Source organism: Microbacterium phosphatis, from assembly GCF_049177115.1.
GTDB lineage: Bacteria > Actinomycetota > Actinomycetes > Actinomycetales > Microbacteriaceae > Microbacterium > Microbacterium phosphatis.
In genome coordinates, this window is record NZ_CP185370.1 from 844,115 (window position 1) to 864,297 (window position 20,183).

20 protein-coding genes are annotated in these 20,183 nt (G+C 71.5%); 19 read left to right on the top strand and 1 reads right to left on the bottom strand.

The genetic code is table 11. The features are described 5' to 3' along the window. Positions 1-16: 16 nt before the first annotated feature. Positions 17-955 carry a cysteine synthase A gene (gene cysK, locus ACOKGD_RS03950; protein ID WP_342336649.1) on the bottom strand — a complete coding sequence of 313 codons (939 nt, stop codon included), beginning with the start codon at positions 953-955 and terminating at the stop codon, positions 17-19. Between the two features lie 150 nt (positions 956-1,105). Here cysK and prmC point away from each other — a divergent pair, with 150 nt between their 5' ends. The 19 genes from prmC (at position 1,106) to ACOKGD_RS04045 (ending at position 20,070) form a co-directional block, all read left to right on the top strand. After that, positions 1,106-1,972 (top strand): peptide chain release factor N(5)-glutamine methyltransferase, encoded by an 867-nt coding sequence (prmC, locus tag ACOKGD_RS03955; protein ID WP_342336648.1) that lies wholly within the window; start codon positions 1,106-1,108, stop codon positions 1,970-1,972. Between the two features lie 46 nt (positions 1,973-2,018). Further along, positions 2,019-2,726: an L-threonylcarbamoyladenylate synthase gene (locus ACOKGD_RS03960; RefSeq protein WP_342336647.1), complete on the top strand. Its 708-nt coding sequence runs from the start codon at positions 2,019-2,021 to the stop codon at positions 2,724-2,726. After that, positions 2,723-3,895 carry an MraY family glycosyltransferase gene (locus tag ACOKGD_RS03965; RefSeq protein WP_342336646.1) on the top strand — a complete coding sequence of 391 codons (1,173 nt, stop codon included), beginning with the start codon at positions 2,723-2,725 and terminating at the stop codon, positions 3,893-3,895. Before ACOKGD_RS03960 ends, ACOKGD_RS03965 begins: the two co-directional genes overlap by 4 nt. Then, positions 3,892-4,398, top strand: coding sequence for a hypothetical protein (locus ACOKGD_RS03970; RefSeq protein ID WP_342336645.1), 507 nt, complete (start codon positions 3,892-3,894; stop codon positions 4,396-4,398). Before ACOKGD_RS03965 ends, ACOKGD_RS03970 begins: the two co-directional genes overlap by 4 nt. Before the next feature lie 170 nt (positions 4,399-4,568). After that, on the top strand, positions 4,569-5,402 hold the full coding sequence (atpB, locus tag ACOKGD_RS03975) for a F0F1 ATP synthase subunit A (RefSeq protein WP_342336644.1): 834 nt from the start codon (positions 4,569-4,571) through the stop codon (positions 5,400-5,402). A gap of 43 nt (positions 5,403-5,445) precedes the next feature. Then, entirely contained in the window at positions 5,446-5,682 is a 237-nt protein-coding gene (atpE, locus tag ACOKGD_RS03980; protein WP_208502064.1) for an ATP synthase F0 subunit C, read from the top strand. Positions 5,683-5,716: 34 nt separating this feature from the next. After that, the gene (locus ACOKGD_RS03985) at positions 5,717-6,274 is read left to right on the top strand and encodes a F0F1 ATP synthase subunit B (RefSeq protein WP_342336642.1); all 558 of its coding nucleotides are present in this window, start codon (positions 5,717-5,719) and stop codon (positions 6,272-6,274) included. After that, positions 6,274-7,056, top strand: a complete 783-nt coding sequence (locus ACOKGD_RS03990) for a F0F1 ATP synthase subunit delta (protein WP_342336641.1) — start codon at positions 6,274-6,276, stop codon at positions 7,054-7,056. The genes ACOKGD_RS03985 and ACOKGD_RS03990 overlap by 1 nt, the downstream gene beginning before the upstream one ends. Before the next feature lie 84 nt (positions 7,057-7,140). Beyond that, complete coding sequence (gene atpA / locus ACOKGD_RS03995; RefSeq protein WP_342336640.1) at positions 7,141-8,784, top strand: F0F1 ATP synthase subunit alpha; 1,644 nt, start codon at positions 7,141-7,143, stop codon at positions 8,782-8,784. Positions 8,785-8,805: 21 nt separating this feature from the next. Then, on the top strand, positions 8,806-9,699 hold the full coding sequence (locus ACOKGD_RS04000; protein WP_342336639.1) for a F0F1 ATP synthase subunit gamma: 894 nt from the start codon (positions 8,806-8,808) through the stop codon (positions 9,697-9,699). A gap of 26 nt (positions 9,700-9,725) precedes the next feature. Next, positions 9,726-11,162 (top strand): F0F1 ATP synthase subunit beta, encoded by a 1,437-nt coding sequence (atpD, locus tag ACOKGD_RS04005; RefSeq protein ID WP_342336637.1) that lies wholly within the window; start codon positions 9,726-9,728, stop codon positions 11,160-11,162. A gap of 2 nt (positions 11,163-11,164) precedes the next feature. After that, positions 11,165-11,428, top strand: coding sequence for a F0F1 ATP synthase subunit epsilon (locus ACOKGD_RS04010; RefSeq protein ID WP_342336636.1), 264 nt, complete (start codon positions 11,165-11,167; stop codon positions 11,426-11,428). After that, on the top strand, positions 11,425-12,186 hold the full coding sequence (locus ACOKGD_RS04015) for a YaaA family protein (RefSeq protein ID WP_342336634.1): 762 nt from the start codon (positions 11,425-11,427) through the stop codon (positions 12,184-12,186). Before ACOKGD_RS04010 ends, ACOKGD_RS04015 begins: the two co-directional genes overlap by 4 nt. Before the next feature lie 130 nt (positions 12,187-12,316). Beyond that, positions 12,317-13,111, top strand: a complete 795-nt coding sequence (locus ACOKGD_RS04020; RefSeq protein WP_342336633.1) for a DUF4870 domain-containing protein — start codon at positions 12,317-12,319, stop codon at positions 13,109-13,111. A 157-nt stretch (positions 13,112-13,268) separates the two neighbouring features. Then, positions 13,269-14,252, top strand: a complete 984-nt coding sequence (locus ACOKGD_RS04025; protein WP_342336632.1) for an alpha/beta hydrolase — start codon at positions 13,269-13,271, stop codon at positions 14,250-14,252. Between the two features lie 137 nt (positions 14,253-14,389). Continuing rightward, positions 14,390-15,202 carry a DUF5684 domain-containing protein gene (locus ACOKGD_RS04030; RefSeq protein ID WP_342336631.1) on the top strand — a complete coding sequence of 271 codons (813 nt, stop codon included), beginning with the start codon at positions 14,390-14,392 and terminating at the stop codon, positions 15,200-15,202. 78 nt (positions 15,203-15,280) lie between these two features. Next, entirely contained in the window at positions 15,281-16,252 is a 972-nt protein-coding gene (locus ACOKGD_RS04035; protein ID WP_342336629.1) for an aldo/keto reductase, read from the top strand. A 155-nt stretch (positions 16,253-16,407) separates the two neighbouring features. Then, complete coding sequence (locus tag ACOKGD_RS04040) at positions 16,408-17,229, top strand: PP2C family protein-serine/threonine phosphatase (RefSeq protein WP_342336627.1); 822 nt, start codon at positions 16,408-16,410, stop codon at positions 17,227-17,229. A 57-nt stretch (positions 17,230-17,286) separates the two neighbouring features. Then, positions 17,287-20,070, top strand: a complete 2,784-nt coding sequence (locus tag ACOKGD_RS04045; RefSeq protein WP_342336626.1) for an FtsK/SpoIIIE domain-containing protein — start codon at positions 17,287-17,289, stop codon at positions 20,068-20,070. Positions 20,071-20,183: the final 113 nt, after the last annotated feature.

Below are 20,183 nucleotides of genomic sequence, written 5' to 3' on the forward strand. Positions count from 1 at the left end.
GAGGCCGAAGGGCCGCTCAGTCCTCGCGGAGGTGCTCGAACAGGGCGGTCGAGATGTAGCGCTCGCCCGTGTCCGGCAGGAGCACAACGATCTTCTTGCCCGCGTTCTCGGGGCGCTGGGCGACCTGGACGGCGGCCCAGACGGCGGCACCGGCCGAGATGCCGGCGAGGATGCCCTCGCCCGTGGCGAGCGAGCGGGCGGTGTCGATCGCGTCGTCGAACTCGACGGTGACGACCTCGTCGTAGATGGTCGTGTCGAGGATCGGAGGCACGAAGTTCGGGCCGATGCCCTGGATCTTCGCGGGGCCGGGGGTGCCCTGCGAGAGCAGCGGCGAGGCGGTGGGCTCGACGGCGATGACCTGCACGTCCGCCTTCTTCGCCTTCAGGGCCTGGCCGACACCGGTGATGGTGCCGCCCGTGCCGACGCCGGCGATGAAGATGTCGACGTCGCCGTCGAGGTCGCGCCAGATCTCCTCGGCCGTGGTCTTGCGGTGGATCTCGGGGTTCGCCTCGTTCGCGAACTGCTTGGCGAGGATCGCGCCGGGGGTCTCCGCGACGATCTTCTCGGCCTCGCTGAGCGCCAGCTTCATGCCGCCGGTCGGGTCGGTGAGCACGAGCTCGGCGCCGAACGCCTTGAGGAGGACGCGGCGCTCCTTCGACATCGAGGCGGGCATCGTGAGGATGACCTTGTAGCCGCGCGCGGCGCCGACGAGGGCCAGCGCGATGCCGGTGTTGCCGGAGGTCGACTCGACGATGGTGCCGCCCGGCTTCAGGTCGCCCGACGCCTCGGCGGCGTTGATGATGGCGATGCCCAGGCGATCCTTCACCGACGAGCCCGGGTTGAAGTACTCGAGCTTCGCGTAGACCTCGGCGCCCGCGTCGCCCGTGACGCGGTTCAGCTTGACGAGCGGCGTGTTGCCGAACGCGGTGGTGATGTCTGCGTGGACACCGGACATTGGCGGTTCTCCTCGTTCGTGAGTGGATCCGACGGGCGCGCCCAGCCGGAAAGACGGCGGAGCCCTCCCCGCCTCGCTCCAGCGTATTCGGACCTCGCTCGCGCCCGCGCGTCCGTGACGCATTCAGTCACACACGTAGGCTGGCTCCCCGTGACCGAGAACTCCGTGCGCGAGGTGCTGACCGCGGCGAGCCGGCGGCTGGCCGACGCCGGGGTCCCCGATCCGCAGGTCGACGCCGAGCTGCTGCTGGCCCACGTGCGCGCGCAGAGCCGCGGCGAGCTGCAGGCCGCCGTCATCACCGGCGCCGCCCTGACGCTCGAGCAGGCCGACGCGTACGAGGCGCTCATCAGCCGCCGCTCCGCCCGCGAGCCCCTCCAGCACCTCACCGGGATCGCCTACTTCCGCCACCTCGAGCTCGCGGTCGGCCCTGGCGTCTTCGTTCCGCGCCCCGAGACCGAGGGAGTGGTGCAGTTTGCGATCGACGCCCTGCGCGCCGCCCCCGTCTCCGAGCCCGTCGGGATCGACCTCGGGTCGGGATCCGGCGCGATCGCGCTCGCGATGGCCACCGAGGTGCCGCACGCGCGCGTCTTCGCCGCCGAGAACTCGCCAGAGGCCTTCCCCTGGACGCGGCGGAACGTCGACGCCGCCGGGGTGGCGAACCTGCGCCTCGACTTCGTGGATCTGGCCGACGCGTTCCCGGATCTGGACGGCACGGCGGACGTCGTCGTCTCCAACCCGCCGTACGTGCCCGACGACGCCATCCCTCGCGACCCCGAGGTGCGACTGCACGACCCGCACGCGGCCCTCTACGGTGGCCCGGACGGCCTGGATGTGGTGCGTGTGCTGAGCGGCGTCGCCGCCCGCCTGCTGCACCCCGGCGGCCTGCTGGTGATCGAGCACGGCGAGGCGCAGGGGGAGACGATCCGCGACATCCTCACGGCCGACGGCTGGCGCGCCGCGGCCACCCACCGCGACCTCACCCTGCGCGACCGGACCACCACCGCCCTGCGGGCGTAGCGGGTCCTCCGGTTTCCCGCGGCGTCACCCCGGTAGAATCGCCGGGATGTCCTCCCCACTGTTCGACTGCGGCGACCAGGCGCAGGTGCTGACCGGCATGCGTCAGGCCCGCCAGGCGATCGCGCGCGGCCAGCTCGTCGTCCTTCCCACCGACACCGTCTACGGCGTCGCCGCCGACGCGTTCAGCGCCACCGCCGTGCAGCGCCTGCTCGACGCGAAGGGGCGCGGCCGCCAGCAGCCGCCGCCCGTGCTGGTCTCCGGGGTCGATGCGCTCCGCGCGCTGGTGGAGGAGGTGCCAGAGCCCGTCGAGAGTCTCGTCGAGCGATTCTGGCCCGGCGGCCTCACGATCGTCCTGCCCGCGCAGCCCTCGCTGACGTGGGATCTGGGGGAGACCCGCGGCACCGTCGCCGTGCGCATGCCCGATCACCGGATCGCCCTCGAGCTGCTGCGCGAGACCGGCCCGCTCGCCGTCTCGAGCGCGAACCTCACCGGTCGCCCCGCCGCCGTGGTCGGCGACGACGCGCGCGCCATGCTCGGCGACAGCGTCGCCGTCTACCTCGACGACGGCCCCTCGCGCACGGGTGTCGCATCCACGATCCTCGACGCGACCTCGCTCGTGGGCCCCCGGCCCGACGGTGACGAGCCGCGGGTGCGTGTGCTCCGCGAGGGGGCGATCTCGCTCGACGAGCTCGCCGAGGTGCTGGGCGATCTGCTCGAGCGGCCGGCCGACCCCCGCGAGGGCGCTTCCGCGTGAGGCAGTATCTCTTCACCATCCTGCTCACGGCGTCGCTGACCACGGCGCTCGCGTGGGCGGTGTGGCGACTGAGCATGCGCTACAAGCTGTACCCCGGGATCCGCGAGCGCGACGTCCACAAGACGCCGACGCCGCGCCTCGGCGGCATCGCGATGTTCCTCGGCATCGTCGCCGCGATCCTCGTGTCGGGGTCCAATCCGTTCTTCCAGATCTTCTGGGTCGACTCGCGGGCCGTCTGGGCGATCCTCGCCGCATCGCTGCTCATCGTGCTGGTCGGCGTCGCCGACGACCTCTGGGATCTCGACTGGACGATCAAGCTCGGCGCGCAGTTCCTCGCCGCCGGCGTGATCGCCGTCGGGGGAGGGCTGCAGATCTACGCCCTGCCGATCGGGGGCATGACCCTCGTCTCCAGTTGGACCAGCATCGTGCTGACGATGTTCTCGATCGTCATCGTCATGAACGCGGTGAACTTCATCGACGGCCTGGACGGCCTCGTGGCAGGCGTCTGCCTGATCGCCAACGGCGTCTTCTTCGTCTACTCGTACATCCTCAACCGCGACACGCTCACCACGAACTCGGGCCTGGCGACCTTCCTCGCGGCCACGATGGTCGGCGCGTGCGCCGGCTTCCTCGTGCTGAACTGGCGCCCCGCGAAGCTGTTCATGGGCGACTCGGGCGCGCTGCTGCTCGGCCTGCTGATGGCCACCTCGGCGCTCGCGGTGACGGGCTCGCTGCCGCCCGAGATCCTCAGCCCCGGCGACGGACTCGGCCGCTCGCAGCTGCTGGGTGCGTTTCTGCCGATCCTGCTGCCGCTCGTCGTCGTCCTCCTGCCGCTGGCCGACTTCGGCCTCGCGGTGATCCGGCGCATGCGGGCGGGCAAGTCGCCCTTCTCGCCCGACCGCAAGCACCTGCACCACCGCATGCTCGATCTCGGGCACTCGGATCGCGACGCGGTCCTCATCTTCTACGCGTGGACCGCGGTGATCTCGCTCGCGGTGCTGCTGATGTACCTGGCGACCCGCGAGGACTGGCCGGGCTCGTACTGGCTCGGCGTCGCCTTCGGGCTGATCGGCATCGCCGCCTGCCTCGTCCTCACCCTGATGCCCACCGGTCGCCGCGCATCCGCGGCCGCCGCTTCCCCGACCGCGCCCCAGGAGGCCACACGATGACCAGCGACCAGGCACCCGCCCCGAAGGCCGCTCGCACCGCCAACCCGGTGTTCCGCCGCGCGCTCGTGTGGGGCGCCATCGCCACCGCCGTGATCGCCGTCGCCGGCGGGGCGATCGGCTTCGCGGTCGCGGGATCGGACGGCCTGTTCAGCGCCCTCGCCGGCGCCGCGCTCGCCTTCGTGTTCATGGGCCTGACGGCTGTCACGATCCTCGTCGCCAACCGCTGGACGGGGGATCAGCTCTTCAGCGGCATCTTCTTCGGCGTAGTGCTGGGCGGATGGCTGCTCAAGCTGGTGCTGTTCGTCATCGTGCTGATCGTGCTCCGCGGCGCGCCGTGGATCCAGCCGCAGGTGTTCTTCTTCGCCGTTGTGGCCAGCGTCCTGACCTCGCTCGCCATCGATGCCGTGGTGATGATCCGCACGCGCGCGCCGTATGTCGACGTGGCCCTGCCGGAGCAGGTCGTCGAGGACACCGCGCCCAGCCGCGAGCGCCGCGAGGACTGAGCTTCGACACGTCGTAGAAGCGCCGCATTCTTTGATAGGCTTGCGTTGTTCCTGCCGCGTGCTCTATGAAGCCAACGGTGACGCTGAGTGCGGCAGATGACGACTTCCTGCCCTCCCCGGTCATCATGCCGGAGCTATGAAGCCGGAGCCACACGTTGACTCATGCCGCGATGCTGATCGCCTCTGCCGAAACTAACGACGGGGGCTTTGAGTTCCACCCGCCGTCCATCGAGGAGTTCTTCCCGCCGGCGCTGTTCCAGTTCGGTCCGGAGATCTTCAACGGTCAGCTGCTGTTCGGCATGACCCGCATCAACATCGCGCAGATCCTCGCGACCGCGGTGCTCGTGATCCTCCTGATCGTCGGCACGCGCCGGATGTCGATCGTCCCGGGCCGCCTGCAGACCATCGTCGAGATGGGCTTCGACTTCGTGGGCCGCGGCATCGCCGTCGACCTGCTGGGCCGCAAGGACGGCAAGCGGTTCCAGCCGCTGCTGCTGACGATCTTCTTCATGGTCCTGTTCATGAACCTGACGGGCATCATCCCCGGCATCAACATCGCGGGCACCAGCGTCATCGCCGTGCCCCTCATGCTGGCGCTGATCTCGTACGTCACGTTCATCTACGCCGGCATCAAGAAGAGCCCGAAGAACTTCTTCAAGAACGCGCTGTTCCCCTCGGGCGTCCCGCCGGTGCTCTACATCATCGTGACGCCGCTCGAGTTCCTGTCGACCTTCATCATCCGCCCCGTCACGCTGACACTGCGTCTTCTGATGAACATGATGGTCGGCCACCTCATGCTCGTGCTGCTGTTCTCGGCGACGTGGTCCTTCATGATCCTCGCCCCGGCGGCCGGCCAGGCGGGCTTCATCCCGCTCGGCGTCGGAACGCTCGCGTTCGGCTTCGTCTTCACCCTGTTCGAGCTCCTGGTGGCCTTCCTCCAGGCGTACGTTTTCACGATCCTCACCGCGCTGTACATCCAGCTCGCGGTTGCGGAAGAGCACTGACGGTCCGGCACACGCCGAATCGCCTAACCGAAAGGAAATACCCGTGGACGCTACTACGGTTGCCGCTGCTGTCTCCGGTTCGATCGCCACTGTCGGCTACGGTCTCGCCGCCATCGGCCCGGCCATCGGCGTGGGTCTGGTCGTCGGCAAGACGATCGAGTCGGTCGCCCGCCAGCCCGAGCTGCAGGGTCGCCTGCAGAGCATGATGTGGATCGGTATCGCCTTCACCGAGGCGCTTGCGTTCGTCGGTATCGCGACCGCTTACATGTTCGGCTTCTGAACCACTTCCTCAAGCTGACACGTTAGGAGACAGGATGCTGAACGCTCTTGTCACGTTCGCCGCTGAAGAGGGGCACGAGGCTCCCAGCCCGCTGTTCCCGGCGATCTACGACTTCATCTGGTCGGGCCTCTGCTTCCTGGTCATCCTGTTCGTGGTGATCAAGATCGCTCTTCCGAAGCTGAACGCGATGCTCGACGCCCGCTCCGCGGCCATCGAGGGCAACATCGCCAAGGCCGACGAGGCGCAGCGCCAGGCCGAGGCTGCTCTGGAGGAGTACACCAAGCAGCTCGCCGACGCCCGCAAGGAGGCCGGCGACATCCGCGAGGCCGCTCGTGAGGACGGCAAGCGCATCGTCGCCGAGGCCAAGACGGCCGCCTCCACCGAGGCCGAGCGCATCACCGCGACCGCGCACACGCAGATCGAGGCGGAGCGCCAGTCCGCTCTGGTCACGCTGCGCAGCGAGGTCGGCGCGCTCGCCATCGACCTGGCCGGCAACGTGATCGGCGAGACGCTGAGCGACGACCAGAAGGCCTCGGCCGTGGTCGACCGCTTCCTCGCCGACCTCGAGGCCTCCGAGAAGGCGGTCAAGTAATGGGCAGCGCGACCACTCAGGCGCTCGCGACGAGCGTCACCGCGCTCGGCGCGGCGACGGTCGACCTCGACACGGCGCGCGAGCTGTTCGCCGCCGCCCGTGCCGTCGCCGGCTCGACGGCGCTGAGCGGCGCGCTGGCCGACCCGGCTGCGGCGCCCGAGACCCGCGCGGCGCTCGTCGCCCGCGTGTTCGGCGCCCTGTCGCCCGTCACCCGGTCGCTCCTGACGACGGCCATCGCCGAGCGATGGTCGTCGCAGGGCGAGCTGATCGACGGCATCGAGGAGCTCGCGATCCGTGCGGCCGCCAAGGCCGACCAGGCCGACCTCGAGGGCGAGCTGTTCCGCGTCTCCCGCATCGTCGCCGAGAACCCCGAGCTCGAGCTCGCGCTCGGCAGCCGCCTCGGCGATGGCGCGGCCAAGGGCACGCTCATGCAGACGCTGCTCGGAGGCCGCACGAGCGAGGTCACGACGCTTGTCGTGACGTCGCTGGTGCAGCAGCCCCGGGGGCGTCGCGTGCGCGGCATCCTCGGCCGGGCGATCCGCATCGTCGCCGCCCAGCGCGGTCGCACGGTCGCGACGGTCACGAGCGCCGCCCCGCTCACCGCGGCCCAGACCGAGCGTCTGGCCACCGCCCTGTCGCGCAGCTATGGCGGCGAGGTGACGATCTCCACGGTCGTCGACCCCTCGGTCGTCGGCGGTGTGCGCGTGCAGATCGCGGACGACGTCATCGACGGCAGCATCGCCTCGCGTCTCGCAGACGCGCGTCAGCAGCTGGCCGGCTGATCTCAACACTTGCCGCGCGTCTCTGATTCGCAGAGGTGGCGGACTCACTTGGGGATCGCGGATCCCACAACCTGAAGGAAGACAATGGCAGACATCACGATCAGCCCCGACGTCATCCGTGACGCGCTGAAGGACTTCGTCGCCGCCTATGAGCCCTCCGGCGACGCGGCGACCGAGGTCGGCACCGTCGTCGACGCGGCGGACGGCATCGCCCACGTCGAGGGCCTGCCCGGCGTCATGGCCAACGAGCTGGTCCGCTTCGCGGACGGCACGCTGGGCCTCGCGCAGAACCTCGACGAGCAGGAGATCGGCGTCGTCGTCCTCGGCGAGTTCGCCGGCGTCGAGGCCGGCCAGCAGGTCACCCGCACCGGCGAGGTCCTCTCGGTCCCCGTCGGCGAGGGCTACCTCGGCCGCGTCATCGACCCGCTCGGCAACCCGATCGACGGCCTCGGCGAGATCACGGGCATCGAGGGCCGCCGCGCCCTCGAGCTCCAGGCTCCCGGCGTTATGGCCCGCAAGTCGGTCCACGAGCCGATGCAGACCGGGATCAAGGCGATCGACGCCATGATCCCCGTCGGCCGCGGCCAGCGTCAGCTGATCATCGGCGACCGCCAGACCGGCAAGACCGCGATCGCGATCGACACGATCATCAACCAGAAGGACAACTGGGCGTCGGGCGACCCGTCCAAGCAGGTCCGCTGCATCTACGTCGCGATCGGCCAGAAGGGCTCGACCATCGCCTCGGTGAAGGGCGCCCTCGAGGAGGCCGGCGCGATGGAGTACACCACCATCGTCGCGGCTCCCGCGTCCGACCCGGCCGGCTTCAAGTACCTGGCCCCCTACACCGGTTCGGCGATCGGCCAGCACTGGATGTACGACGGCAAGCACGTCCTCATCGTGTTCGACGACCTGTCGAAGCAGGCCGAGGCCTACCGCGCCGTGTCGCTCCTCCTGCGTCGTCCGCCGGGACGCGAGGCGTACCCCGGTGACGTCTTCTACCTGCACTCGCGTCTGCTCGAGCGCTGCGCGAAGCTCTCGGACGAGCTCGGTGCCGGCTCGATGACCGGTCTGCCGATCATCGAGACCAAGGCCAACGACGTGTCGGCGTACATCCCGACCAACGTGATCTCGATCACCGACGGCCAGATCTTCCTCCAGTCCGACCTCTTCAACGCCAACCAGCGTCCGGCGGTCGACGTGGGTATCTCGGTGTCGCGAGTCGGCGGTGACGCCCAGCTCAAGCACATCAAGAAGGTCTCCGGCACGCTGAAGCTCGAGCTCGCCCAGTACCGCTCGCTCGAGGCCTTCGCGATGTTCGCGTCGGACCTGGACGCGGCGTCGCGTCGTCAGCTCGCACGTGGTGCGCGCCTGACCGAGCTGCTGAAGCAGCCGCAGTACTCGCCGTACCCCGCCGAGGAGCAGGTCGTCTCGATCTGGGCCGGCACCAACGGCAAGCTCGACAGCATCGCTGTCGAGGACGTGCTGCGCTTCGAGTCCGAGCTGCTCGACCACCTGCGTCGCAACTCGACGATCCTCACGACGCTCCGCGAGTCGGGTCAGCTGTCGGACGAGACCGTCGCCGCGATGGACCAGGCGATCGACGCCTTCATCCTGGAGTTCCAGGGCGGCAAGGGCCAGGCCCTCGGCGCTCCGGGCCACGAGGAGTTCACGGCCACCCAGGCCGTCGAGGTCGACCAGGAGAAGATCGTCAAGGGCCGCCGGGCGTAAGCCCGAAGGAGACGACCTCTCATGGGAGCAAAGCTCAGGGAGTACAAGCAGAAGATCTCTTCTGCTCAGACGACCAAGAAGATCACGAAGGCGATGGAGCTCATCGCGGCTTCGCGCATTCAGAAGGCGATGGCGCGCGTGCGCTCGTCGGAGCCCTTCTCCCGCGCGGTGACGCGAGCCGTCTCGGCCGTCGCGACGCACACCTCGATCGACCACCCGCTCACGCGGGAGGCCGAGAAGGTGGAGCGCTCGGCGATCGTCATCGTCACCTCGGACCGCGGTCTGGCCGGCGCCTTCAACTCGCAGGTCATCCGCGAGGGCATGGAGCTCGCCGAGCTGCTGCGCTCGCAGGGCAAGGAAGTCGTGTTCTACCTCTTCGGCCGCAAGGCCGTCGGCTACTTCCAGTTCCGCGGCATCGCGGCGGCTGCGGAGTGGACGGGTGACGCGGACGTTCCGGGCTTCGCGACCGCCGAGTCGATCTCGGAGTCGCTGCTCGAGGCGTACGCGCGGGACGCGGCCGAGGGCGGCGTCCAGGAGATCCACCTCGTGTACAACCGCTTCGTCAGCATGATGACCCAGGAGGCGATCCAGGTCCGCCTGCTGCCGCTCGAGGTGTCGGACGCCGAGGAGTCGGACGCGCACGGCGAGGTCTTCCCGCTCTACGAGTTCGAGCCCGACCCGACCGTCGTGCTCGACAAGATCCTTCCCGTGTACATCCAGAGCCGCATCTTCAACGCGCTTCTGCAGTCGGCCGCCGCCAAGCAGGCCGCGACGCAGAAGGCGATGAAGTCGGCCAGCGACAACGCCGAGAAGCTGATCACCGACTACACCCGCCTGCGCAACAACGCGCGCCAGGCCGAGATCACGCAGCAGATCGCCGAGATCGTCGGCGGCGCCGACGCCCTGGCGTCCTGAGCTGGAAGAACAAGGAAGAGACGAAAATGACTGCCACTGAGACCGCGGTCGTCGGACGGGTCGCCCGCGTCACGGGCCCTGTCGTCGACATCGAGTTCCCGCACGACGCCATCCCGGAGATCTACAACGCGCTGAAGACGACCATCGTCATCGGCGAGTCCGCGACGGAGATCACCCTCGAGGTCGCCCAGCACCTCGGTGACGACCTGGTGCGCGCCATCTCCCTGAAGCCGACGGACGGCATGGTCCGCGGCCAGGAGGTCCGCGACACCGGCGCCCCCATCTCGGTGCCCGTGGGCGACATCACCAAGGGCAAGGTGTTCGACGTCACCGGTGAGGTCCTGAACCTCGCCGACGGCGAGCAGATCGAGGTCACCGAGCGCTGGCCGATCCACCGCAAGGCGCCGAACTTCGACCAGCTCGAGTCGAAGACCCAGATGTTCGAGACGGGCATCAAGGTCATCGACCTGCTGACCCCGTACGTGCAGGGTGGAAAGATCGGCCTCTTCGGCGGTGCGGGCGTCGGCAAGACCGTCCTCATCCAGGAGATGATCCAGCGCGTCGCGCAGGACCACGGTGGTGTGTCGGTGTTCGCCGGTGTCGGCGAGCGCACCCGTGAGGGCAACGACCTCATCCACGAGATGGAGGACGCGGGCGTCTTCGACAAGACGGCCCTTGTCTTCGGTCAGATGGACGAGCCGCCGGGGACGCGTCTGCGCGTCGCCCTCTCGGCGCTGACGATGGCGGAGTACTTCCGCGACGTGCAGAAGCAGGACGTGCTGCTCTTCATCGATAACATCTTCCGCTTCACGCAGGCCGGTTCCGAGGTGTCGACTCTTCTGGGTCGTATGCCTTCGGCCGTGGGCTACCAGCCGAACCTCGCCGACGAGATGGGTGTGCTCCAGGAGCGCATCACCTCGACGCGCGGTCACTCGATCACCTCGCTGCAGGCGATCTACGTGCCGGCCGACGACTACACCGACCCGGCGCCGGCGACCACGTTCGCGCACCTCGACGCCACGACCGAGCTCTCGCGTGAGATCGCGTCGAAGGGTCTGTACCCGGCCGTCGACCCGCTGTCGTCGACCAGCCGCATCCTGGACCCCCGCTACATCGGCGAGGACCACTACCGCGTGGCCACCTCGGTGAAGCAGATCCTCCAGAAGAACAAGGAGCTCCAGGAGATCATCGCGATCCTCGGTGTCGACGAGCTCTCGGAAGAGGACAAGATCGTTGTGTCGCGTGCGCGCCGCATCCAGCAGTTCCTCTCGCAGAACACCTACATGGCGAAGAAGTTCACCGGTGTGGAGGGTTCGACGGTTCCGATCAAGGAGACCATCGAGTCGTTCGACGCCATCGTCAAGGGCGAGTTCGACCACGTCGCCGAGCAGGCGTTCTTCAACGTCGGCGGCATCTCCGACGTCGAGGCCAAGTGGGCTCAGATCCAGAAGGAGAACAGCTGACCATGGGTCTGCAGGTCACCCTGGTCTCCGCCGAGGAGGAGGTCTGGACGGGCGAGGCGAGCCTCGTGGTCGCGAAGACCACCGAGGGTGAGATCGGCTTCATGCAGGGCCATGAGCCCGTGCTGGCCATCCTCGCCGACCAGGGCCAGGTTCGGATCACCGAGCCCTCCGGCACCAAGGTCATCGCCGACGCCCGCGACGGCTTCGTCTCGATGGAGGGGTCGATCCTCACCATCGTGGCGGGCCACGCAGCTCTGGTCTCTTGACCACGATCCTCCTGCCCCCTTCGGAGACGAAGCGGGCAGGCGGATCGGATGACGCGCCACTGAATCTCGACGGCCTCGCGCTGCCGGTGCTCGCACCGCAGCGTGAGGCCGTTGTGGCGTCCGTGGTGGCGCTCTCGTCCGATCCGGTGCTCGCGGCGAAGGTCTTGAAGCTCTCGCCGCGCCAGCTGGGAGAGATCGGCGTCAACGCCGCGATCGCGGCTGCGCCGACGATGCCCGCCATCGATCGCTACACCGGGGTGCTGTTCGACGGCCTCGACGCGGCGACCCTCGACGGGTCTGCCCGGCGCTGGCTGGGCGAGCGGGTGCTGATCCAGACCGCCCTGCTGGGCCCGGTGGGTGCGCTCGATCCGATCCCGTCGTATCGCCTCGCCGCGGGGGCGTCCGTGCCCGGGCTGGGTCCGCTCAAGCGGGTGTGGGCGGACGCCGTCGGCGAGGCCTTCGGGGCGCTTCCCGGGCTCGTGGTGGATCTGCGCTCCGAGGCGTACGCGGCCCTCGGGCCGGTGCCCGACGGTGTGGCGAGCGCCTACGTGCGGGTGGTGGCGGAGGGGCCGGACGGATCGGTTCGCGCGCTCAACCACTTCAACAAGAAGTCGAAGGGGCTGCTGGTGCGGCGCCTCGCTCAGCGACGTCCCGCCATCGGCAGCATCGCCGAGCTCGTCGCCTGGGCCGAGACCGAGGGCATCACGATGCGCCCGGCGGACCGCGCCGGCGAGGTCGAGCTGGTCGCGCTGGCGTGACGCGTGGCGTCGCCCCGTGACGGTCTCCGTAACGGATGCTGGTGCGGGGGCGCCGGTGCTGGCACGCTGGTGACCGTCCCGGGGGAGCGGATCGCAGGATCCGTCCCCGCCCCCGTCCGAAAGGCCGATCATGACCAGCAACCCGTTCGACGCGCCGGAGGGCACGCCCGAGTCGAAGGACGACTCCCCCGCGCCCGAGGCGACGGCGGCCCCCGACGCCCCGGAGACGCCCGCGGCGCCCGAGGAGCCCGGCACCTGGGAGCCCGCCTTCTCGACCGAGCCCCAGGAGCCGACCGGCCCGCTGGCCGACGACCCCGCCGCGTGGGAGCCGCCCGTGTTCCATGCGCCGGAGGGCTCGTCGGGTGAGACGGCCGCCGCCCCGGCGACCGCGGAGCCGACCGGCCCCGCCGCACCGTCCGCGCCCGCGTGGACGGCGCCGCCCGCCTCGGAGGCGCCCGTCGCGCCCGAAGCCCCCGTCTACGGCCAGCCCGCGCACGGTCAGCCCGCGTACGGGCAGCAGCCCCCGGCGTACGGGCAGCAGGCTCCCGTGTACGGGCAGCAGCCCCCGGCGTACGGGGCCCCGGCGTACGGCCCGCCCGTCACCCCGAACCTGACGCTCAACCTCTGGCTGTCGGTGTTCTTCTACTGGCTGCCCGCGCTGATCTTCTTCCTCGTCGAGAAAGACAAGGTGGCCCCCTCCTACGCCGCCGCCAACGCCGGCAACCTGAACTTCCAGATCGTCCGCACCATCGCGGTGGTGGTCGCGAGCATCCTCACGCCGATCCCGTTCCTCGGTGGGCTGCTGTTCGCCGCCGTGATGATCGCGGGGCTGGTTGTCAGCATCATCCACGCCCTCAACGTCCCGGCGCGCGCCGCGGCGGGCCAGGCTCCCGGCTACGTCTTCGCTCCCGACTGGGTCAAGTGATCTCGTGCCCGGGTTCCGGATCCGGGCGCTGACGGGCCTCGCCCGCACCGCGAGCTGATCGGGCATCCGCCATCGCATCCGCCCGCCCCCGCACGCCGGGGGCGGGCGGCCGCACGTCGGGGGTCGGCGCTCGGATGCCCTGGCTAGACTCGGCGCAATGACCCGACGGACCCTCTGGCTGACCCTGCGCGCGATCGTCGGCGTCGGCCTCCTGCTCGCCACCGGCTGGGCACTCGCAACGGCCGGCGGCGCGGTCCCGCACCAGCACTGGGCGCTGGGCGCCCTGCTGGCCGTGGCGGCGCTGGCCGGCCTCGTCCTGCTCGGGGCGACCGCGCTCGCCTGGCGGCGCGACCGGCGGTCTCCCTCCGAGCCGCCCGAGCCCACCCGTCCCCGCACGCGCGCCCGCCGGGTGCTCGGCGCGGCGGGCGCCGGCGCGGGGCTTGTGCTGCTCGCCGTGCTGGCCGCCGCCGTCGTGAGGATCCGTCCGTTCCCGGCCACCGACGCCGCCCTTTCGGCGCTGCGCGCAGACGACGCCGTCGACGTCGTCGAATCCGGCGGCTGGTACGCATTCGTCCCCCGCGGTGAGGAGCCGACCACGGGTCTCGTCTACTCGCCGGGCGCGCGCGTCGACGTGCGGGCGACGGCGGCGGTCCTCCGCCCGCTCGCCGAGGCGGGATACCTCGTCGTCGCGCTGAAGGAGCCGCTCGGGATCGCCCTCACCTCGCCCGAGCAGTCCGCCTCCGCGATGGCGGCCTTCGACGGGGTGGAGCACTGGGCCGTCGGCGGGCACTCGCTCGGCGGGGTCGCCGCATCGTCGTTCGCCGCCGCGCACCAGGACGAGGTGGACGGCCTGCTGCTGCACGCCTCCTATCCGCTCGGCGACATGTCGGCGTCCGACGTCCTGGTGGCCTCCGTCTCCGGCTCACAGGACGGGCTCACCACGCCGGACGACATCGACGCCTCCCGCGCGAAGCTCCCGGCCGCGACGGTGTTCACCGAGGTCGAGGGCGCAGTCCACGCGTTCTTCGCCGACTACGGGCCGCAGCCGGGCGACGGCACCCCCACCGTCCCTCGCACCCAGGCACAGGCCGAGATCGTCGCCGCGAGCGAGGCGCTCCTCGCCGCCGTCGCCGCGGGCTGAGCCCGCGCCCGGCACGCCCCGGCGGCGCCGGAACGCGGCCCGAAGACGGCGCGTGATCTATCAGCGTTCGCTCAGGATCGCTAGGGTGAGCGCATCGGCACTCGCGCCGACGGCAGTGACACAGTGGGAGGCACTGGATGTATCAGGACGATGCCATTTTCTGGGCGGTCTTCGCGGCGATGGCCGGGTTCATCGTGTTCATCGCGATAGCGGTCTACGTCATCGGGTCGATCTTCATGATGAAGATCTTCGACAAGGCCGGTGTGGTGGGCAAGTGGCGCGCATGGGTGCCCGTCTACAACTACATGGTCTTCTTCAAGCTCGGCGATCTCAGCCCGTGGCTTGTGCTCTACACGCTCGGCGGATGCCTGATCCTGGGTCTCATCCCGGTGGTGAACGGCCTCTCGGGTCTGCTGGCGCTCGCCTTCCACGTCGCGGCGGCTCTCGCCGCGTACCGGATCGGCCTGAAGCTCGGCAAGGAGCCCGTCTGGGTCGTGCTGTTCGTCCTGCTGGAGCTCGTCTGGCTCGGGATCCTGGCCTTCGACAAGTCGCGCTGGAACGTCCACGTGCCGCCTGCCCCGTGGGCGGGCAACGCGTTCCTCGGCGACAACACGGTGTGGGACGGCGTGCCGTCGCAGGCCACCTCCGTCGCCCCGCCGGCTCCCGGCCAGCCTTACGGTCAGCCGGGCTACGGCCAGCCGCAGCAGGGCGGGTACCCCACTCAGCCCCCGGCTTACGGCCAGCAGCCCGGCTACCCGGCGCCGCCGGCCGGAGCCCCCGGCACGCCGCCCGCGACGCCTCCGGTCCCGCCGGCCGCACCGCACACCCCTCCCGCGCCCCCGGCGACCCCGCCCACGCCGCCGGTGACCCCGCCCGCGCCGCCGCAGGCGCCGCGCACGGATCGCGGCGACGACCCGGAGCCCCCGGTCGTCCCGCCGATGCAGCCCTGACGCCGCTCATCACGGCATGCCCGCGACGCCCCCGCCTCCTCGGCGGGGGCGTCGCCGCGTCCGGGTAGCGTGGGACGTATGAGTGTGTCGCTGCGCCAGGTCGGGGAGTCGGGTCTTCGGGTGTCGGAGGTGGGGCTCGGATGCAACAACTTCGGCCGGGCCGGAACGAGGACCGAGACCATCGAGGGCACGCGCGCGGTGCTCGACGCCGCGATCGAGCACGGCGTCGTCTTCCTCGACACCGCCGATATGTACGGCGGGCAGGGGCGCAGCGAGACGCTGATGGGCGAGGCCCTCGCGGGGCGGCGCGACGAGGTGGTGCTCGCCACGAAGTTCGGTCATCACGCGGTCGACATGGGCTACGGCCCCACGGCGGGTGCCAAGGGGTCGCGCTCATACGTCCGCACGGCGGTCGAGCGCTCGCTCACGCGCCTGCGGACCGACTGGATCGACCTCTACCAGCTCCACACGCCGGATCCGCAGACCCCCATCGAGGAGACGATCGACGCACTCGACGATCTCGTCCGCGAGGGGAAGATCCGCTACTACGGGCACTCCAACCTCAGCGGCTGGCAGATCGCCGAGGCGCACCTGAGCGCCCGCGGGCGCGGCAGCCGCGGCTTCGTCTCGGCGCAGGACGAGTACTCGCTGCTCGCGCGCGCCGTCGAAGGCGAGAAGCTGCCCGCGGTGCGTCACTTCGGCATCGGGTTCTTCCCGTACTTCCCGCTCTACAACGGCCTGCTCACGGGCAAGTTCACCCGCGATGGCGGGCCCGAGGGCAGCCGGATCATGGCGCAGCGGAAGCATCTCTGGGAGAACGCGCCGTGGGACGCCCTCGATGCCTATCGCGCGTTCTGCGACGCGCGCGGGATCACCATGCTCGAGGCGACCTTCGGATGGCTTCTGGCGCAGCCCGGCGTGGCGAGCGTGATCGCGGGCGCCACGTCGCCCGAGCAGGTCGCATCGAACGCCTCAGCGGGCGGCGCGTGGCGCCCCACTCCCGCGGAGGCCGCCGAGATCGACGGGTTCTTCCCCGGCCCTTCCGCCTGACGGCGCGAGATGCCCGGTGGGCGGGAGCCCAGCCGATAGGATGTGAGCGCGACGCACCCCCGCCCGAGTCGCCGTCCGGCCGCTTGTGCGCCGTCGCCCCTGATCCGGAGGTCCCTCCCGTGCCCGACGCCCCCACGACGACGCAGTCGCAGACTGTGGCTCTGCCCACAGGCCGCGACGCGGTGCTCACCTGGGCGGGTGTCACCGACCGCGGGCGCAAGCGCGAGATCAACCAGGACGCGCTGCTGACCGTCTTCCCCCTCTTCGTGGTGGCGGACGGCATGGGCGGCCACATCGGCGGCGAGATCGCCAGCGCCAGCGCGATCGACCGCCTGCAGCGCATGGTCGGAAAGGGCGCCGTATCGCCCCAGGCGATCGAGCGCGCGCTGGTGAAGGCCGTGCGCGACATCGGCGACCACCCCGAGACGACCGACGAGGGCACCGGCACGACCGTCACGGGTGTGTACCTCGACCTCACGGCGGAAGAGCCGACCTGGGTCGCGTTGAACATCGGCGACTCGCGGGTGTACCTGGCGCGCGACGACGCACTCGCCCAGGTGACGACCGACCACTCGCTGGTGCAGGAGCTCGTCGCCTCGGGGCGACTGAGCCCCGAGGAAGCCGAGAACCACCCGTACGGCAACGTGATCACGCGCGCCGTCGGCCCGAGCGAGGGCGCGGTGCCGGACTACGTGCGGCTCGAGGTCCGTGACGGCGATCGCTTCGTGATCTGCTCGGACGGGCTCACCAAGGAGCTCACCGACTACGGCATCCTGCACTTCCTGCGCCTGCACGCCGATCCGGCCGCGGCGGCGGACGCGATGCTCGAGGCCGCGCTCGAGAACGGCGGCCGCGACAACGTCACGATCGTTGTGCTGAACGTCGAGGTCCCCGGCCAGCGCGCCGAGCCGGCGGAGACCGAGCGCGACGCCGCAGCGTCGGCGGAGTCGTCCACAGGCGCCGAGCCGACGGAGTAGTCCACATCCGGGCTGGCCCCGCCGTCCGGGGTCGTCGCGGAGCGCTGAACTGGGCGCATGCCCACAACGCTCGATGAGCCCCTCTCGCTTCCCCCCGCCCCGGGGCCGCCGAAGCGCGGTCCGTTTCCGCTCGTGGCGTCGGTCATCCCGGTCGTCGCCGCGGTGGCGATCTGGGCGGTCACGGGGTCGCTTCTCGCTTTGTGCTTCGCCGCGCTCGGCCCGCTGATGGCGGTCGCCTCGCTGGTCGACGGCGCGCGCGGCGGGCGTCGCCGCCGGCGTGAGCAGCTTCGCGAGCGCGAGGAGGCGCTCCTGCGGGCGCGCGAGGCGATCCGACGGCGGCACGAGGCCGAGCGGGCCACCCTCTGGCGCGGGAGCCCCGACGTCGCCGCTCTGCTCGCCGATACGCGGCGCCAGTGGCGGGGAGGCGCCGAAGCCCTGGTGCTGGGTCGAGGGGTCCAGCCTAGCGCGGTGCGGGTCACGGGCGGCGACGACGACGAGGCGCGCGAGATCCGGGCACTCGCCTCTCGGATCCCGGATGCACCGATCACCGTGCCGCTCGGGACGGGGGTGGCGGTGCTGGGCGATCCGGTGGTGGCCGCCTCGGTCGCGCGGGCCCTGATCCTGCAGCTGTGCCTCGCCCGCCCGGCGGCCGACCTGTCGCTGGTGGCGGCGCCGGCGGACGAGCACGGCTGGGCGGGGGCACTGCCGCACTGGGCGCCCGCGGCCTCCGGTGAGCGGACGCGTGTGGCGCTGGTCTCCGCGGGCGAGCCCGTGCCTCCGGCCGAGCTCGTGATCGCGGTCGCCGCGCCCGGCGCCGAGGTGCCGCTCGCCTGCGAGGCGGTGCTGGAGCTCGAGGGGCCGGCGGCGCCCGCTCGCCTGATCCTGCGGGGCGAGCCGTCCGACATCGAGGCGGAGGGCGTATCTCGGGCGCAGGCGGTGCGCGTCGCGACTCAGCTCGCGGCTCGCGCCGCCGCCGAGCCGCGAGCCGGTGCCGATGAGACCGCGGTGGTGGGGCTGGCGGCCCTGCTGCGAGGGCCGCACGGGGAGGAGTCCCTCGGCGCGCTCGGCGCCCTGATCGGCGTCGCCGGGGGAGAGCCCGCGGCGGTGGATCTGGTGGCGGACGGGCCGCACGCCGTGGTGGTGGGAACGACCGGCAGCGGCAAGAGCGAGCTTCTGGTCACGTGGGTCACGTCCCTCGCCTCCACGTTGCCGCCCGAGCGCGTGCAGTTCCTGCTCGCCGACTTCAAGGGAGGCACCGCGTTCGCGCCGCTCGCCGGCCTCCCGCATGTCGCGGGGGTGATCACCGATCTCGACGACGGCGGGGCACGGCGCGCGGTCGAGAGTCTCCGGGCCGAGCTGCGGGCGCGCGAGGCGGCCCTGGCCGCCGTCGGCGCGCGGGATGTCTCCGATCCGCGCGCCGAGCTGCCGCGGCTGGTCATCGTGGTGGACGAGTTCGCCGCGCTGCTGCAGGACCACCCCGACCTGCACCAGCTGTTCACGGATGTCGCCGCCCGCGGCCGGGCGCTCGGCATGCACCTCGTGCTCGGCACGCAGCGGGCCGGGGGAGTGCTGCGCGATGCCCTCGTGGCCAACTGCCCCCTGCGCATCGCGCTGCGGGTCGCCGAGCCCGCCGAGAGCCGGGCGCTGATCGGCACCGACGAGGCGGCCGCGCTGCCGGGCGGCCCCGACGGAAGAGGGCTCGCGCTCATCCGGCGCGCGGGGGATGCGAGTGCCCGCCGGACGCGGATCGCCCTGTCCGCCCCGGAGGATGCCGCGCGCGCGGCCGCGCGGTACGCGGGGCGGAGCCGGCGACCGGGGCCGTGGCTGCCGCCGCTGCCCTCGCGGCTGACCCGCGCCGAGGCCGTGGGGCTCGTGGGCGATCCGCCCGAGGGCGCGATCCTGCTGGGGGTGGCCGACGACCCGGCGCGCCAGCGCTACGTGCCCGCGCTGCTGCGCCCGGGCGCCGACCGCGGCCTGCTTGTGGTGGGTGGTGCGGGAACCGGACGGTCGTCGTTCGCGGGCCTGGTCGCCGCGGCGCGCCCCGATGCCGTGGTGGTGCCCCGTGATGCCGAGGGCGCCTGGGACGCGCTCGAGACGATCGAGCGCGCGCGACCGGCGCTCATCGTGATCGACGATGCGGATGCGATGCTCGCGCGCTTCCCCGCCGACTACGCCCAGGCGCTGGCCGAGCGGCTCGAGTCGGTGGTGCGGGAGGCCGGCGCTACGGGGAGCACCGTTGTGCTCACCGCCGCGCGCCTCACGGGCGGGGTGCTGCGGTTCGCCGATCTGCTTCCGCGCCGGGCCCTGCTCGCGCTTCCGGGCCGCGCCGAGCACGCCGCCGCCGGTGGCGACGCGGCCACCTTCGACCCGCGCCGGCCTCCCGGGCGGGCGGCGCTCGACGGGAGGGAGACGCAGTTCGTCCTCGCCGATCCACCCGTCGAGGCGGCGGCCCACGACGCGCCCCGCTGGGCACCCGAGGCGCCCGTGACCGGGATGGTGCTGCGGGCGGCCCGCCGCCGGGGCGAGCAGCTGGCCGCGGCCTGGCCCGGCACAGCCCGGGTGCTCGTGATCGACGACCTCCCACCGGGCGCACGCCTGGGTGCCCTCACGCGGGCGGGCGAGACACTGGTGCTGGTCGGCGACGGCGATGCCTGGCAGCGTCAGTGGGCGCTGCTGCAGGAGGTGCGGGCCTCGGCGCCGTTCGTCGTGGGCGCCGACTGCAGCACCGAGCTGCGCACGATCGCCGGCGAGCGCGAGCTGCCACCCTACGCACGCAGCCGCGCATCCCGGGCCTGGCTCGTGCGCGACGGGCTCCCCGCGGAGCGCATCATCCTGCCGTGAGGCGGGCGCGGCGCAGCCTCCTCGCGCCCCGCGTCACGTCGGTTGACACCGTGCGCTCCCGCTGGACAGGATGACCAGAGGAGCGCACGCGCGGCGGCGGTCGGCGCACGGCC